Below are 15,291 nucleotides of genomic sequence, written 5' to 3' on the forward strand. Positions count from 1 at the left end.
ATCACCTAGTCATCCACGCGCACCAGCTCGAACTGGGCGCTTCGATAAGGTGCCGGCACGAACAGGGCCAGGCTGCGCTTCTCCAGCACGTCCTTCCACGAGTCGCCCCCGGGCTCGAGGCGGAAGTACTCGTAACCGGCCTTGATGGCGAGCGTGCTCGGGGGATGCGCGTCGTACGTGAGCGGCACACCGGGCAGCGCGCTGGAGACCAGGAACTCGAGCTGATCGGCGGCCGCCACCTTAGCCTGACGCGTGAACGGGGTGACCCATGCCGGGTCGCCGGCGTCCATGCGCACGGCGAGATACAGGTGCCCGCCGGCACCGAGCGCCTCCTCGATGCCGCGCGCCTCGTACTGGGCATCGGAGGTGCGCTCCAAAGTGAGCTGCGCCCGAGGGGCGGGCATGGCGGCGTCGATCAGTTCGCGCAGACGGGTTTCGAGGGCGTCGAAACAGGGGCCCGGGTCGCCGTGGCGGTAGGGCGGCGGCGCCCAGAAAGGGTCGCTCGCCACGTGCACCTGGATCTCCGCGCAGCAGTGCGCAAGGCACTCGAACAGCCGCTCGGGGTGCACCCGGCCCTGGCCGAGGAGATGGGTGAGTTGCATCTGTGTGCGGGCAAGCACACTGAGCACCACCGCCACCACCGGATCCCGCCCGTAGCCCTCGCGGCCCTGGGGCGCACGCACGGGGCGAAGCTCAGCGAGCGCCCGGCTGCGCGCGCTCATCAGTTCCAGCATGCGTTCGGCGAGCACCTGCAGTCGCGGCGCGGCGGACAGGAACATGGAGGGCGCGACGAAGGTGTCGTCCACGCGGTAGGCGCCATCGCCCTTGGGGATCAGGCGCACCACCGGCATGTGCGCGTACGGCTCGCCGGGCTGCAGGTCGAGCAGCAGGGAGAGGTTGGCCCGGGCAAGCGCCACCTCGCGCTCCCGGGACGGGTCGTACTCGTCGGGCACCTCGGCGTAGTCCACCACCCAGGCGCCCTGCCGGCCGCTGCCCGAGGCATAACCGTTGATGCCCACGGCCTCGCGATTCGCCGGCATGGCGATCGACACCACCACCGGCTCCTGCGCAGGGCTGGGCAGCCCGCAGGAGAGCACGCCGTCGTCGGCCTCGTTGAAGGCGAGCGTGCGGCCGTCCTGAAAGAGGCCCTGGACGGCCCGGATGCGGAGCTGCCCGCTTTCCAGGGCGTCGGGGTCGTAGTCCAGGTGGGCAATGCCCCAGCCCAGGGGCACCAGGCTGCGCAGGCGGTGGTTGACGGACTCCTCGTTGAGGCGATCCCACTGCTGGAAGTGCTGCTGCCCCAGCAGCAGGCCTTCCGTCCAGATGACTTTGCGAAGTGTCTTCATGGGCATTCCCTTGCGCCGCCGGCGGTCAGTCCACGATGCTCAGGGAGTTGCCGCGCAGGCTCACCGTCACCCGCTGATTCATCCGGCGGCCCATCTGGCCCATGGGCAGCGGCCTGATCGCCCGCCAGCCGTCGTCTTCGGGCGCTCGGAAGATGGCCACCACGCCCACGTACTCGGCTTGCGGGTTGCGCTTGAGCTCCAGTTCATGGGTCGTGCCGGGATTGAGGATCATCTCCTCGCGGGTCAGGGCCGCGTCGCCGAGGGACTGCACGTCCTGTTTCCACAGCGACTCGAAGGTGGCGTTGGTGAAGTTGCGGGCGTCGGCGAGCTGGTAGACGCGCACCACCACCGGCAACGGGTTGCCCTCGTCACTCATGTTGAGGTTCGCCGTGCTGGAGAGGTCGACGCGCACCTGGGGCCCGCTGCAGGCGGCAAGCAGCAGGACCAGCAGGACGAGCACGCCGGATCGAAGCGTGAGTGGATTCATGAATCACCTGTGTGTCGGCAGGAGGGTTGGGCTTCGTCGGCCGCGGACCGGCGGTTCAGGTCCTGTTCGCGCGCCCGGGCATAGGAGCAGGCCAGCGCCGGCGCGACGATGCGCTGGAAACGGGCCTGATCGTCCTCGACCAGTGCGCGCAGGCGGCTGACACCGAACAGGCGGTCCTTCGCACGGTGCAGCCACGCCATGGGGCCCCTCGGAGCGTGGGCCTCGAGCGCGGAGAGCGCGACACCGTCCACGGCGCGCAGCAGCGCCAGCTGGTGTTCGCAGAGATCATCGAAGAGGTTGCGGATGGGGTCGACGCCATCGGCGCCGGCGAGCATCCAGTCGCGCAGCACGGCTTTCGCGTCGCCGTTGCGAAAGGGCTCCACATCGCTCAGGAAGACGCGCTCGTCGTTGAGGCCCAGCTCACGGGCGAGGCGGCGCTGGCCTTCCACGAGGCGTGCCACGCCGCGCACAAGTTCGCGCGCGGACAGGCGCACATCAGGTTTCTGTCGGGTCTGTTCGGGGGAGTGCGGGCGCGTGGACGCCCGTGCGGCGGATCCCGTTGCGGGATCGCCCGGTGCCGCGTCATGCAGCCTGGCGGTCTGATGCTCCATGGTCGGTGCCATTCCCTAGGCGATGTGCCTTATCCGATGTGATCCGTGGGCGCTGATGGTCCAACTGCTCTTCCGTGCGCCCTGCACTTCCTGCGTGGCTGACCTTCCCGGCCGCCGCGCCTTGCGCATCCGCTCGCGTACAGCGATTCGGTGATGCGGTCACCTTTGATAGCAAGCTTTCCAGCCGGCTGTCAATGTGACAGGGGTCGCAAGATATACCCGATTGCCGCATCGGATCAAGTGGGGAAGTTCACATTGCTGCCGCCACGCAGATGGAATGGACACGGGGGGCGAAGGCATGGTAGACAACACCCCTGAAACGGATTCACCAGGACCCCGGTCGCCACGGAGGACAACGCGACATGAGCACGGACGTTCCCTTCCAGCGCGTACGCGCCCACCTCGAGATTGCCGGCGAGCCCCTGCGCGTGGAGCGCATCCACGGGCGCGAGGGCATCAGCCGCCTGGCCTCACTGGACGTGGACGTGGTCGGCGACGGCTTTGCCGTCTCGGCCCTGATGGGCGCCCCGGCGCGGCTCTCGCTTGCCGGCGAACAGGGCGGGGCCTGGCAGTTTGCCGGCCTCCTCACCGCCTGTGGCCCCAACCCCGACGCGGCGGCCGACTGGTGCGGCGAGCACCCCTTTCGCGTGACGCTTTCCTCGGCGCTCCATCGCCTGACGCTGGGCGAGGACGACCGGCTGTTTGTGGGCATCAGCGATGTGAATCTGGCGCATCTGCTTGGTGCCGCCTCGGGGCTTGCGGTGCAGGCCGGGGGGCTGCGGGCGCGCTACCCGGTGCGCACCGGCATCCTGCAGTGCAACGAAAACCACTACGCTGTGCTCACGCGAGCGCTCGCCCGTGCCGGCATCTGGTTTTACTGCGCGCCCGTCGATGGCGTGGAGACCCTGGTGCTCCATGACGATGCGGGCGCGGTGGCGGCCGCGCTCGATGCGCTGCTGCCCTGGCAGGGCGTGGACGCCGGCTGGGCGCGGCGCAGCCCCGGCGTGTTTGGCTTCGCCGAGCGCACCGAGGCCGTACACCGGCGCATCCACGTGCACGGACGCCTCGCGGACGGTCGGCCGTACCGGGCCGAGGCCGACACCGGGCTCGGCGAAGGCACTGCCTCGAGCATCGCCTACGGGCTGCACACCCCCGAGGCCCTCGCAGAGCGCGCCCGGGTCCTGTGCGAACGCGCCCGCACCCGCCACCTCACCCTCTCGCTTGAGACCACCGCACTCATCCCCGGCCCGGGCCGCTGGCTCGAGATCGGTGAGCTGCCCGGTGCGCGCGCAGACCTCCCCCGCCCCTGGCTGATCGAGGCCGTGGAACACGAGGCGCGGGCCGCAGACGACGGCTGGCTGGCCTATCGCAACCGCCTCACCCTCAAGCCCCGCGCCCAGGCCTACCGCCCCGAGGCGCCCGAGCGCGAACGTCCGTTGCCCGAGTTCATCGCCGCGCGCATCGAAGGTGCCGGCCCGAGCTTGGATGGCGAAGGCCATCAGCAGGCCCGCGCGCTGTTCGAGGCCATCGCCCCCGTGGGCGGCAGCGCGCGCCCCTGGCTGTCACGGCTCACCCCCTACGCCGCGCCCCCCGGCGAGGACGACGCCCGCCCAAGCGGTTGGGTCACGCCCTTTCACGAGGGCCAGGAGGTGCGCCTGATCTGTCTGGGCAACGACCCGGACGGCTTCGCCGTGCTCTCGGCGGGCGCCTTCAACGCCGCCCAGCAAAATCCGGTCACTGCGGACAACCCCAGCGAGCACCGCTACCAGACCGTCTGCGGCCACACGCTGGTCATGGACGACCTCAAGGGCGAAGAGGTCATCAGGCTGCACACCGCCGGCGAACAGCACCTGCTCTCGCTCAACGCCCACTACGACGCCCATACGCTCAGCATGATCTGCCGCCAGGGCCCGGCCGCCGCCTACGCCCATGGGCGCTTCTCCATCACCACCGGCGCAGACGTCAACGAGCGCATCGGTGACAGCCGCACCCACCTCATCGAGCAGGCCGCGCACACCGAGACCCGCCAGGGCCCCATCCACCACCAGGCCGCCACCACGCTCAGCGCGCTCGCCCACGCGGGCGTCGAGGTACTGGCCGGGCAGGACCTTCAGTTCAAGGCCGGCACCGACACGGAACTCGTGAGCGGCCGGGACATGCGCCTGAGCGTCAGGCGCGGGGATTTCACCGCCACCGTCTCCGGTGACCTGCGCATCCAGGCGGACGGAGACCTGATCATCGAATCCCTGGACGGCAGCCCCATCTTCGTGGGCACCCCCGAGGGCGGCATCACCATCGACACCGCCAACGAGGAGGTCACCATCCACGGGCGCGACATCGACATCGAGGGCGAGCGCGTGGAGATCCTCGGGCAGGTCAACTACTCGACCGGCGCCCCGGGCGCCCCCGATACGCCAAAGATCGACGATGTTCCGGTGCTACAGCCCACCGCGCCGCTGGTGCCGGCGGGCGAGCCGGCGGTCATCCACCCCGCCTGGGTGCAGGCGCGCGTCGCGCTCGGCGAAGAAGCACACCTGGCCTTCACCGTGCGCGACGCCGAGGCCGGCAAGGCCGTCGAGGTTGAGATTCTCGATGCCAATGGCGATCCCGTCGATCGGATCGAGCACCGCCTTACCCAGGGCCACGGCCGAGAGACGCTCGCCTGGGCCCCGGACGCCGCGCATCAGGCGAAGATTCGTCCCCTGGAGGCCGATCCGCACGACGACGAGCTCCGTGGTCCAGAGGGACTTCATTTCCGGGTCCTGATGGACGGACTCCCGAGCGAGACCTCCGGCCCGCTGCTGCTCACCGCCGATCTGGAGATCGAACACCGCGACACCCAGGACAGGCCCCTGGACGAGGGCATCGAGGTCCGGCTTGCCGACGCCGAGGGCACTATTCACAGCGCGTACACCGACGCCCAGGGCCGCAGCCTTTACCGGCGGGTGCCCGTCGGCGTTGTTGACTGGGTGTTCGGGAGCGCCTCTGCCGCCGAGACGGTGCGCGTGGACGATACGCTCATCGATCCCTGTCGCCACGTGGGCTGCCAGGTCATCGACGGCGCACCCTTGATTCACACGAAGTCCCATCACCTGCCGCCGCCGGTGATGATCAACATCCGCGACGATGCCCCCGATGATGCCCCCCGCCTGCTCAGCGAGCGTGAACTCGACTACTTCCGTGAGCAGGGCAACAATGCGCTCGTCTTCATTCACGGCTACAACGTTGCGCTCGGTGAGCCGGGCAGACACTTCGAGGGGGTCCGCAAGGTATCCGCGCGCATGAGCGCCTTTCATGCGCGCTGGGAACGCGCGGACTGGGCCGCGCGCCCGGCCACCGTTCATCAGGACGTCGAGGCGTTGCGCAGGCGTTACCCCCGCCACGCCGAGAAACTGACCGATCACGCCCTGAACGGTACCGCCGCCCACAACTGGCGCGTGCACCTGGAGTACCAGCTCAACCGCGCCGCGGGCTTTGACGGCAGGGACTACGAGCCCTACACCCGCATCCTCGCGGTCGCCTGGAGCGGCGACGTCCTCGCCCATGACTTCCATCGCTCGGAACTCAATGCCCAGCGCGCGGGCAGACGCCTCGTACCGCTGCTCTGGCAGCTGCACGAGGCGGGCCTCAAAATCAACGTCATCACCCACAGCCTGGGCGCCCGCGTGCTGCTGACCGCCCTCAACGTCCTCGGCGAGCAGCACACCGACCTCCTCGACCACGCCTTCCTCTGGCAGCCGGCGGTGGCCGACAATGCGCTGAGCAACTCGCCTGCCAGCGACCCCAATCCCTTCAAGGTGGGGGTGTTTCCCTACGCACACCGCGCCGCCAGGCAGTTCGTGGTGCTGCACTCTGTCAACGACCCGATCCTGGGCGGGCGCCCGCGCCTGGCCCTGATCGCCCGTCACCTGGGGGTGTCCACCGCTGAACTCAATGCGCGGGTCGCCACGATGACCCGCAACTCCGTGAGTCAGGCGATCAACGCATGGGCGGCGGCCCTGCTGCGCCCCGACGAGCATGAGGCCACCTTGTGGGAGGCGGCCATCGGCACCCTGGGCGGCGCCTACCCGAAGAAGTGGTGGCCCGTCCCCACGGCCGGACTGGGCGGGCCGCTTGCGGGGCTCTACGATGACTATGCGCCGCTTGCGTTCAGCACCCCGGGCAGCGGTGGTGCGTCGCGCTGGGTGCACCCGGAGAGCTGGAAGCGGCTCGAGCTCGCGCTCATGCAGGAAATGCATGAACACGAACACCTGGACATGGCGATGGACGACCCGGACTCGGTGCCCGAATACCGCCTGCTCAACCCCATCGCTACGCGTGGCGTGATCCGCGAACACCATGTGAAGTGCTACCTGGAACATCTGCGGGCACTGATCGAGAACGGCTTCACAACCGGCACAGCGCCGAGACCGGCGTTGGGGCATGTGGGCTTTGAGGAGATACGGAAAGTGGATCAGTTTGTTCGTGACCAATTGGAGGCGGAGCGATTCGCCTTCGTCAAACAAGACCAGTGGCTTTTCACCCACAGCGGGATGAGGATTCCGGACGACCGGTTGTTTGAGGAGGTCTACGTCAATCAGATATGGAGGCGGTTCCTTCGCACGTCAGGGTTTGGCCATTACTCATGATGCAACGCAGGCGATTACTGGTTTGGGCGCTTTCCGGGATCAGCGCCGCCCTGGTGCTCTTGGTGTGGCTTTATGCCTATGCGGACTCTCCCCGAGCACCGGTAATGTCCGTTTCCGTATCGGGCGACGGACTCTTCGCCATATCGGTTCATCGCGACACGTCACTCGTTCTGTGGGATCTGGCAAGTAAGGACAATTCTCGCATCGCTGATGATGCCAATCTCTACTCGGCACACTTTCCCGCTGACGGGCATGTATTCCTGTGGCAGGACATGGAGAACGTCGTTCGACGCCAACATGTGGATGGCTCCGTGTTGGAGACCTTTGCACACGTGCCGACCTACGGGCATGTGAGTACTGCCGACGACAGTGTCTATGTCTCTTCTGACGAGCGATATGCCATACGTGTTCGGCTGGGGCAAGAAACGCATCTCTTGAAGCGCGAGGGCGGGTCCTTTCCGGGTTTCGGGAAGGTGTTGAATCTGGCAATGGACCGGGAGGGACGGTACTTGGTCACAGGGGGTTTCGGCTCACCGCATGATCGGGACCACTGGCCCCTGGATGAGCAGGCCGAGATCGGATATGAGGATCTCGTTGGAACAGTCCTCTGGTCCCTGGAAACCCTCGAACCCATCGCCAAGCTCTCCGGCAACACCGCCAAGACCCACGCCACCATCAGCCCCGACGGGCAGTGGGTGGTCAGTGGGGATGAGAACGGGATCGGGCTGTACTGGAATACCGATCGTCCTGAAGAGCGCTTTCGGATGGCAAGCTACTTCCATGGCTTGTTCCTCGGTACTCATGAGCCCGGCGATCCCAGAAACCGGGATCGTTCAGGCCTGATTCCCGCTCCAGACGACGCCACCGATACCACCATTGCCGTGAAATTCATCCACAACAGCCGCTACTACCTGCGCTTTGGCTACGACAGTCACTACGCCGCCCTGTTCGAAGTGGACAACCCCTGGCCGCTCAAGTACTTCGATCTGGGTAAGCGACCCTTCCCCGCCGTCTCCCAGTATTCCCGCAACCTCGCCATCGACACCGCCCCCGAGGCCGGCATCCTGGTGATGGGGCAGCGCGACGGCTCAGGCATTCTGGTCTATCGCTTCGATCCCGAGGCACTCACCCTGGAGCGGGTCTGGGTGGGCAGATAGACAGTCCCTTCACCACCACACAAGGAGGTGTTTCATGCTCGTACTCACACGCCGTGCAGGCGAGGCCGTTCGCATCGGAGAGGACGTGGTGATCTACGTTACGGGCGTCAACGGCTCCCAGGTCAAGGTGGCCATCGAGGCGCCCGATGAGGTGCGCATCCTGCGCGAGGAACTGCTCGCGCACCCTCCCAGAATCCGCACGAGGGATGCGGCCGTTCGTTGATACACGGGGTTTCCGTGCTGGCAAGTTCGCCCCGTGAGGCACCGGGTAGCGCAGGGCCATTCCGCCCGACTCACTTGCCGATACAGAAGGTGGAGAAGATCCTCCCGAGGAGGTCGTCGGAACTGAAACGGCCGGTGATCTCGCCAAGGCTTTCCTGGGCGAGACGCAGATCTTCGGCGACCAGTTCGGGGGCGCGGCTCTGGGCGAGGGCGCGGCTGGCATTGGCGACGTGGCTGGCGGTTCGGTCGAGCGCGTCCAAGTGGCGGCGTCGGGCGAGGAACAGACCTTCGCCGCCAGCATAGCCCGTTTGTGCCTTGAGATGTGCGCGCAGGTGGTCCACGCCCTCCCCCGTGACCGCGCTCAGGTAGATGCGCGCATCGCGCTCACCGGGGGCCGCACCGCTGAGGTCGATCTTGTTATGCGCGGTGATCACGGGCAGCGATTTCGGGAAGCGTGCGCGCATCGCAGCCTCCGCATCGCCTTCGCCGAGGGTGTCGTCGATGACCAGCAGGACGGCGTCGGCGGTCTCGATCTCGGACCACGCGCGACGAATGCCCTCCTGTTCCACTGGGTCGTCGGACTCGCGCAGGCCGGCGGTGTCGATCACATGCAAAGGCAGGCCGTCGAGGCTCACCGTTTCGCGCAGCACGTCGCGGGTGGTGCCGGGGATGTGGGTGACGATGGCCGCTTCACGCTGCACGAGACGGTTGAGCAGGCTGGACTTGCCGGCGTTGGGGCGGCCGGCGATGACCAGGCGCATGCCTTCGCGAAGCAGCGCGCCCTGGGACGCGCCGGCCCTCAGTGTGTCGAGTCGTTCGTCGAGCGCGTTGAGACGTTCGGCCACCTGCGCCTCACGCAGGATGTCCACGTCCTCGTCAGGAAAATCCAGGGCCGCCTCCACGGAGACACGCAGCGCCGTGAGCCTTTCCAGCAGTTCGTCCACCTGATTCGACAACGCACCTTCAAGGGCGCGACGTGCGCTGCGCGCCGCCTGGGCGGAACCGGCCTCGATGAGGTCGGCCACCGCCTCGGCCTGGGCGAGATCGAGGCGGCCGTTGAGGAAGGCGCGCTCGGTGAATTCGCCAGGGTGTGCCGCGCGGCAGCCCAGTGCCAGACAGCGCGTAAGCAGGAGGTCGAGGACCACGGGCCCGCCGTGCCCCTGGAGTTCGAGCACGTCCTCGCCGGTATAGGAACGGGGGCCGGGGAAGTAGAGCGCGAGGCCGTCGTCGATGACTTCGCCCTCTGCGCCCCGGAACACGGCATGGATCGCGCGGCGCGGGGCGGGCAGGCGGCCGAGAACCGCCTCGGCCACGGCCGTGGCGCGGCGCCCGGAAACACGCACCACGCCGATGCCGCCGACGCCGGGCGGCGTGGCGACAGCGGCGATGGTGTCTTCGGGGGAGTCGGCCATGATGGCGTCCAAGTCGGCCTTCAGGCCGACCTGCGAGTGCCCGGGAGCCGCGTCAGGCCTTCTTGGCCTGTTGCTCGATGTTTCGCGTGATGTACCACTGTTGCGCGATGGACAGCAGGTTGTTCACGAACCAGTAGAGCACGAGCCCGGCCGGGAAGAAGGCGAAGAAGACGGTGAACACCACCGGCAGGGCCATCATGAGCTTCTGCTGAACCGGGTCCATGGGCGCCGGGTTGAGCTTGTACTGGGCGATCATGGTGGCGCCCATGAGCAGCGGCAGCACGAAGAACGGGTCGCGGGTGGACAGGTCCTGTATCCACAGGATCCACGGCGCCTGGCGCAGTTCCACGCTCTCCAGCAGCACCCAGTACAGCGCGATGAACACCGGGATCTGCACCAGGATGGGCAGGCAGCCGCCCAGCGGGTTGATCTTCTCCTTCTTGTAGAGCTCCATGAGCGCCTGGTTCATGCGCTGCTTGTCGTCGCCGTAGCGCTCCTTGAGCTGCATCATCTTCGGCTGCACGGCGCGCATTCGGGCCATGGACCGGTAGCTGGTCTCGGACAGCTTGTAGAACACCAGCTTGATGAGCAGGGTGAGGATGATGATCGACCAGCCCCAGTTGCCCACGAAGTCGTGGATCTTGTCCAGCACCCAGAACAGCGGCTTGGCGAGGAAGGACAGGATGCCGTAGTCCACGGTGAGTTCGAGGCCGGGGGTGACGGCGCGGAGCTGCTCCTGGAGCTTGGGGCCCACCCAGAAGCGGCTGGTGAAGGTGGTGGACTCGCCGGGCTCGGCGGTCTGGGCCTCGGAGCGCATGCCGATGATGTGCTCTGGGCGCGTGGCGGTACCCACCACGCGCGTGTAGAACTGGTTGATCTCGTCCTCGAACGGGACCCAGGCGCTCAGAAAGTAATGCTGGATGATGGAGATCCAGCCGCCCTCCACGTCCTTGTCCAGGGGGCTCGTGGCCATGTCCTCGAAGGAGAGTTTTTCATAGCGGCCGTCGTGATAGGCGGCGCCGGTGAAGGTGTAGAGAAACCAGGTCTCTCGACTGGGTGTGGCGCCGTGACGCAACTGGCGGTACTGGCGTCCGATCCACGGGTCGTCACTGTGGTTCTCCACGTGATGGTCCATCTGCACCAGGAAATCGCCGCGGCGGAAAGTATACGTCTTGGTGACGCGGATGCCGGTGTCGCTGGTCCAGGTCAGCGGCACACGCAGCTCGTCCTGCCCTTCACGCAGACGGTACTCCTGTTGCGGGGCCGAGAAGATGGCATGGTGGCTTGGCGCACGGTCCTCGTGTTCGATGCCCGGCACACGGTCGTGGATCAGCCCCGACTGGGCCACGTACTGGCGCACGCGTTCGTCCAGGATGCGCACCGGGTCATCGGGGGTTCGAAGACTGGTCGGAAAGGTGGGCAGATCGGCACGCACCAGGTCGCCGCCGCGGGTGTCGATCTCGATGTCCAGGACATCGGTGACCACGCGGATGCGGCCGCGATCCCGTTCCGGCACGGCTTCGACGGGGACGTCCTGCGCCTCGGCAGCCGGGGCGTCAGGCAGATCCATGGGCCGCGGTGCCGGCGCCGCCTCCGGTGCATCCGGTCGGTCCCGCTCGACTTCGGCCACTTCCGCCGGGTCGACCGGGGGGGGCTGAGGGCCGTAGTCGCGCTGCCACGCCTGCCAGATGAGGAACAACACCAGCAACAGCGAGATGTAGAGGACGGGACGAAGGTTATCCATGAGCGGGTTTCGCTATCGGTGCGCGTGTTTACGTTCGTGGGTTTCGGGGACCGGATCATATCCGCCTTCGCACCAGGGATGACAGCGGCCAAGGCGGCGCACGGTGAGCCAGCCGCCACGCAGGGCGCCGTGGCGTTCAATGGCTTCGATGGCGTAACAGGAACACGAGGGCGTGAAGCGGCAATGCTGACCCACGAACGGAGACAGCAACAACCGATAGGCCTGTATCAGCAGGATCAGGGGCTTTCGCATGCGGCGCTCAACCTTGCCCAGAAGCGGTCCAGGGATGCCCGGATTCGCTGGTTGTCCCAGTCTGTGACGGCCGGCCGACACATGACAACAATATCCACCGACACAAGCTGCTCGCGGTTTCGCCGGAAGGACTCCCTCACCAGTCGCTTGATGCGCTGCCGGTCAACCGCGCGACGCGCACATTTGCGCGAGATGGCCAGTCCGAGGCGGGCGCCCTCGCCCCCGTTGTCACGCACCAGGAGCGTGAAGCCGGTGTCGTTCAGGCGCCGTGCTTGCGCGAAGACCTGTCGGTACTGGGCGGGCTGCGTCAGCCGGACCGACCGGGGAAACGCCTGCGCCCGGGACGCGGCCAAGAGGCGACGCGCGTCAGGGGCAGAGGCGAACCCGGCCCTTGGCACGCCGTGCGGCCAGGATCTTGCGCCCGGCCCGGGTGGCCATACGGGCACGAAAGCCATGGGTGCGCTTGCGGTGCAGATTGCTTGGCTGGAATGTACGTTTCATGTGCGCTTGGACCGGTTGCGTTTATTCCGACGGACCGAGGGAAATGCCGCCCGGCCAAAGCGGGCTAAAGTACCCAGTCCGCCGCGGGCTGTCAATCCTGAGGCCCCGAAACGGCCTTGTTCAGGGGTGTGGATAAGTGCTGGCGCTGGGGGTAGACTCTTGGGCCTTGTTTCCCCTTTTAGCCTACAGCCACCGTCACGGAGAGGTCGACCTTGGCCGTCAGTCCCCTTTGGCAACAGTGTGTGGCAAAGCTGGAACGAGAACTCTCGGAACAGCAGCTCAACACATGGATCCGCCCCCTGCACGCCATCGAGGACGATAACGCCCTGCGCCTGCTTGCGCCCAACCGTTTTGTGCTGGACTGGGTGCGGGATCATTTCTTCCAGCGCATCGACCAGGTGGTGGGAAATCTCAGCGGCAGCCGTCGCGTTCTCCTGGAGGTGGGCACCGGCGCGCCTGTGCCCGCGGGCCCAGGGGGCGGCAGCGCGTCGCCCGTGCAGGTGGTCCAGGAGGCCCCGCCGGCGCACCGGCCCGCGGCCAGCTCGCCGCAGTTCACCAACAACCTGAATCCCAATTTCACCTTCGAGAACTTTGTCGAAGGCAAGTCCAACCAGCTGGCGCGTGCCGCCAGCCTGCAGGTGGCCACCAATGTCGGCCACGCCTACAACCCCCTGTTCCTGTATGGTGGCGTGGGCCTCGGCAAGACCCACCTGATGCACGCCATCGGCAACGCGATCCTGGCCCATCGCCCCGACGCCAAGGTGGTGTATCTGCATTCCGAGCGGTTCGTCGCGGACATGATCAAGGCGCTGCAGCACAATGCCATCGACGAGTTCAAGCGCTATTACCGTTCCGTCGATGCCCTGCTCATCGACGACATCCAGTTCTTCGCCGGCAAGGAACGCTCCCAGGAGGAGTTCTTCCACACCTTCAATGCCCTGCTGGAAAGCCAGCAGCAGGTGATCCTCACCTGTGACCGTTACCCGAAGGAGGTGGATGGCCTGGAGGAGCGGCTGAAATCGCGCTTCGGCTGGGGCCTGACGGTGGCCATCGAGCCGCCGGAACTGGAGACCCGGGTGGCGATCCTGCAGCGCAAGGCGGAGCAGACCAACGCGGAACTGCCCAGCGAAGTGGCCTTCTTCGTGGCGAAGCGCATCCGGTCCAACATCCGTGAGCTGGAAGGGGCGCTTCGCCGGGTGATCGCCAACGCCCATTTCACCGGCCGACCCATCACGCTGGATTTTGCCAAGGAGGCCCTGCGCGACCTGCTCGCCCTGCAGGACAAGCTCATCACCATCGACAACATCCAGAAGACCGTGGCGGAGTACTACAAGATCCGGGTGTCTGACCTGCATTCCACCCGGCGCAGTCGATCCATCACCCGGCCGCGGCAGCTGGCCATGGCGCTGGCCAAGGAACTCACGAATCACAGCCTGCCGGAAATCGGCGAGGCCTTCGGCGGTCGGGACCATACCACTGTCCTGCATGCGTGCCGCAAGATGGTGGAGTTGCGGGAATCGGACGCGCGTATCAATGAGGATTACACGAACCTCTTGCGCACCCTGAGCAACTGAGGCGCTGATACGAGACAAGTTGTTGGCAGGCTGTGGATATCTCGGGGAGAACATGGGCCTGAAAAGTTATCCACATATCATGCACAGCCTGTGGACGGCTCCAATGACAGGTCACACACAGAAGTTTTATCCGTAACATACTGATTTTAGAATAAATAATGAAGTTGTTCCGGAATACCGGCCGAGCTTATTACTGCTATAAGCAATAAACACTTAATAACTTTTCGGGGCCACACATGAGATTCAGCATCCAGCGGGAAGGCCTGCTCAAACCCCTGCAACAGGTGATTGGTGCGGTGGAGCGCAGACAAACCATGCCGATCCTGGGCAATGTGCTGATACGGGCCGAGAACGGGCGTGTGTCGGTGACCACCACCGATCTGGAGGTGGAACTGGTGGCCCAGGTGGACGAGGTGGATGCCTCGGATGGTGAGGTCACCGTACCGGCCCGCAAGCTGCTGGATATCTGCCGGGCCCTGCCGGAGGAGGCGCAACTGACGCTCAACGTGGATGGCGATCGGGCGGTGCTCACTTCGGGCCGTTCGCGGTTTACCCTGAGCACCCTGCCGGCGGCTGATTTTCCGGCGGTGGATGACATCGCCGTCAGCAAGGAGCTGGAACTCTCCGAGCGTGAACTGCGCCACCTGATACTCAAGACCGCCTTCGCCATGGCCAACCAGGACGTGCGCTATTACCTGAACGGCCTGATGCTGGAAGTCGAGCAGAACGGTGTGCGCACCGTGGCCACTGACGGGCACCGCCTGGCCATGTGCGAACTGAAGACCACCATTGAAGCGGCCTCGTCCCAGCAGGTGATTGTGCCGCGCAAGGGGGTTCAGGAGTTGTTGCGGCTCCTGGAGGACAGCGACGAACGGGTGCAGCTCCAGATCGGGTCCAGTCACGTGCGGGCTACGCTGCCGGGGCTGCGTTTCACCTCCAAGCTTATCGACGGGCGCTTCCCGGATTACGAGCGGGTCATTCCCCGGGACGGCGACCAGGTCATGGTCGTCGAGCGGGAGAGCCTGCGCCGGGCCCTGTCCAGGGCGTCGATCCTCTCCAACGAAAAGTACCGGGGGATTCGCCTGGTGCTGGGCGAGGGTCAGCTGCGCATCCAGGCCCACAACCCGGAGCAGGAAGAGGCCGAGGACGAGATCGAGGCCGACTACTCCGGCACCGCCATGGAGATCGGCTTCAACGTGACCTATCTGCTGGACGTGCTGAACACGGTGGAAGGGGATACGGTGGAAGCCACGTTCAAGGATCCCAGTTCGAGTGTGCTGTTGCGTGACCCGGGCGCCGAGGATGCCCTGTACGTGGTCATGCCCATGCGCCTGTAACCCGCCATTCGCCCCCCGCG

The 15,291-nt window shown here is 66.3% G+C and carries 13 protein-coding genes; 5 read left to right on the forward strand and 8 right to left on the reverse strand.

What is annotated here, in order from left to right; translation table 11 throughout:
• Nucleotides 1–5 precede the first annotated feature (5 nt).
• From tssK to B1C78_RS11060, 3 genes are read right to left on the reverse strand one after another with little or no spacing between them, the layout of a single operon-like run.
• The gene (tssK, locus tag B1C78_RS11050) at nt 6–1,346 is read right to left on the reverse strand and encodes a type VI secretion system baseplate subunit TssK (RefSeq protein ID WP_175628288.1); all 1,341 of its coding nucleotides are present in this window, start codon (nt 1,344–1,346) and stop codon (nt 6–8) included.
• Nucleotides 1,347–1,371: 25 nt separating this feature from the next.
• Nucleotides 1,372–1,833, reverse strand: coding sequence for a type VI secretion system lipoprotein TssJ (tssJ, locus tag B1C78_RS11055; protein ID WP_077279230.1), 462 nt, complete (start codon nt 1,831–1,833; stop codon nt 1,372–1,374).
• The gene (locus B1C78_RS11060) at nt 1,830–2,444 is read right to left on the reverse strand and encodes a hypothetical protein (protein WP_139349904.1); all 615 of its coding nucleotides are present in this window, start codon (nt 2,442–2,444) and stop codon (nt 1,830–1,832) included. The genes tssJ and B1C78_RS11060 overlap by 4 nt, the downstream gene beginning before the upstream one ends.
• Before the next feature lie 362 nt (nt 2,445–2,806).
• Here B1C78_RS11060 and B1C78_RS11065 point away from each other — a divergent pair, with 362 nt between their 5' ends.
• From B1C78_RS11065 to B1C78_RS11080, 3 genes are all read left to right on the forward strand, one after another.
• On the forward strand, nt 2,807–7,072 hold the full coding sequence (locus tag B1C78_RS11065; RefSeq protein ID WP_077279232.1) for a contractile injection system protein, VgrG/Pvc8 family: 4,266 nt from the start codon (nt 2,807–2,809) through the stop codon (nt 7,070–7,072).
• A gap of 104 nt (nt 7,073–7,176) precedes the next feature.
• Nucleotides 7,177–8,229 (forward strand): WD40 repeat domain-containing protein, encoded by a 1,053-nt coding sequence (locus B1C78_RS11075; RefSeq protein WP_139349905.1) that lies wholly within the window; start codon nt 7,177–7,179, stop codon nt 8,227–8,229.
• Between the two features lie 34 nt (nt 8,230–8,263).
• Complete coding sequence (locus B1C78_RS11080; RefSeq protein WP_077279235.1) at nt 8,264–8,452, forward strand: carbon storage regulator; 189 nt, start codon at nt 8,264–8,266, stop codon at nt 8,450–8,452.
• Between the two features lie 70 nt (nt 8,453–8,522).
• Here B1C78_RS11080 and mnmE read toward each other — a convergent pair whose 3' ends face one another.
• From mnmE to rpmH, 5 genes are read right to left on the reverse strand one after another with little or no spacing between them, the layout of a single operon-like run.
• The gene (mnmE, locus tag B1C78_RS11085; protein ID WP_077279258.1) at nt 8,523–9,863 is read right to left on the reverse strand and encodes a tRNA uridine-5-carboxymethylaminomethyl(34) synthesis GTPase MnmE; all 1,341 of its coding nucleotides are present in this window, start codon (nt 9,861–9,863) and stop codon (nt 8,523–8,525) included.
• Between the two features lie 52 nt (nt 9,864–9,915).
• Nucleotides 9,916–11,607, reverse strand: coding sequence for a membrane protein insertase YidC (gene yidC, locus B1C78_RS11090; protein ID WP_077279236.1), 1,692 nt, complete (start codon nt 11,605–11,607; stop codon nt 9,916–9,918).
• Between the two features lie 12 nt (nt 11,608–11,619).
• Entirely contained in the window at nt 11,620–11,859 is a 240-nt protein-coding gene (gene yidD / locus B1C78_RS11095) for a membrane protein insertion efficiency factor YidD (protein WP_077279237.1), read from the reverse strand.
• Nucleotides 11,844–12,212 carry a ribonuclease P protein component gene (rnpA, locus tag B1C78_RS11100; RefSeq protein ID WP_175628287.1) on the reverse strand — a complete coding sequence of 123 codons (369 nt, stop codon included), beginning with the start codon at nt 12,210–12,212 and terminating at the stop codon, nt 11,844–11,846. Before rnpA ends, yidD begins: the two co-directional genes overlap by 16 nt.
• A 13-nt stretch (nt 12,213–12,225) precedes the next feature.
• Entirely contained in the window at nt 12,226–12,360 is a 135-nt protein-coding gene (gene rpmH, locus B1C78_RS11105; RefSeq protein WP_077279239.1) for a 50S ribosomal protein L34, read from the reverse strand.
• A gap of 212 nt (nt 12,361–12,572) precedes the next feature.
• Between rpmH and dnaA the strand changes: the two genes are divergently transcribed.
• Entirely contained in the window at nt 12,573–13,934 is a 1,362-nt protein-coding gene (dnaA, locus tag B1C78_RS11110) for a chromosomal replication initiator protein DnaA (RefSeq protein WP_077279240.1), read from the forward strand.
• 236 nt (nt 13,935–14,170) lie between these two features.
• Nucleotides 14,171–15,271: a DNA polymerase III subunit beta gene (dnaN, locus tag B1C78_RS11115; protein ID WP_077279241.1), complete on the forward strand. Its 1,101-nt coding sequence runs from the start codon at nt 14,171–14,173 to the stop codon at nt 15,269–15,271.
• The last annotated feature ends 20 nt before the right edge of the window (nt 15,272–15,291 follow it).

Source organism: Thioalkalivibrio denitrificans, assembly GCF_002000365.1.
In the GTDB taxonomy this organism is placed as follows: Bacteria; Pseudomonadota; Gammaproteobacteria; order Ectothiorhodospirales; family Ectothiorhodospiraceae; genus Thioalkalivibrio_A; species Thioalkalivibrio_A denitrificans.

What these genes read in the sequence shown, in the direction of transcription:
- mnmE (WP_077279258.1), bottom strand. Translation starts at nt 9,863, where the DNA reads ATGGCCGACTCCCCCGAAGACACCATCGCCGCTGTCGCCACGCCGCCC.
- B1C78_RS11075 (WP_139349905.1), top strand. Translation starts at nt 7,177, where the DNA reads ATGTCCGTTTCCGTATCGGGCGACGGACTCTTCGCCATATCGGTTCAT.
- dnaN (WP_077279241.1), top strand. Translation starts at nt 14,171, where the DNA reads ATGAGATTCAGCATCCAGCGGGAAGGCCTGCTCAAACCCCTGCAACAG.
- tssJ (WP_077279230.1), bottom strand. Translation starts at nt 1,833, where the DNA reads ATGAATCCACTCACGCTTCGATCCGGCGTGCTCGTCCTGCTGGTCCTG.
- tssK (WP_175628288.1), bottom strand. Translation starts at nt 1,346, where the DNA reads ATGAAGACACTTCGCAAAGTCATCTGGACGGAAGGCCTGCTGCTGGGG.
- yidD (WP_077279237.1), bottom strand. Translation starts at nt 11,859, where the DNA reads ATGCGAAAGCCCCTGATCCTGCTGATACAGGCCTATCGGTTGTTGCTG.
- B1C78_RS11060 (WP_139349904.1), bottom strand. Translation starts at nt 2,444, where the DNA reads ATGGAGCATCAGACCGCCAGGCTGCATGACGCGGCACCGGGCGATCCC.
- B1C78_RS11065 (WP_077279232.1), top strand. Translation starts at nt 2,807, where the DNA reads ATGAGCACGGACGTTCCCTTCCAGCGCGTACGCGCCCACCTCGAGATT.
- B1C78_RS11080 (WP_077279235.1), top strand. Translation starts at nt 8,264, where the DNA reads ATGCTCGTACTCACACGCCGTGCAGGCGAGGCCGTTCGCATCGGAGAG.
- rpmH (WP_077279239.1), bottom strand. Translation starts at nt 12,360, where the DNA reads ATGAAACGTACATTCCAGCCAAGCAATCTGCACCGCAAGCGCACCCAT.
- yidC (WP_077279236.1), bottom strand. Translation starts at nt 11,607, where the DNA reads ATGGATAACCTTCGTCCCGTCCTCTACATCTCGCTGTTGCTGGTGTTG.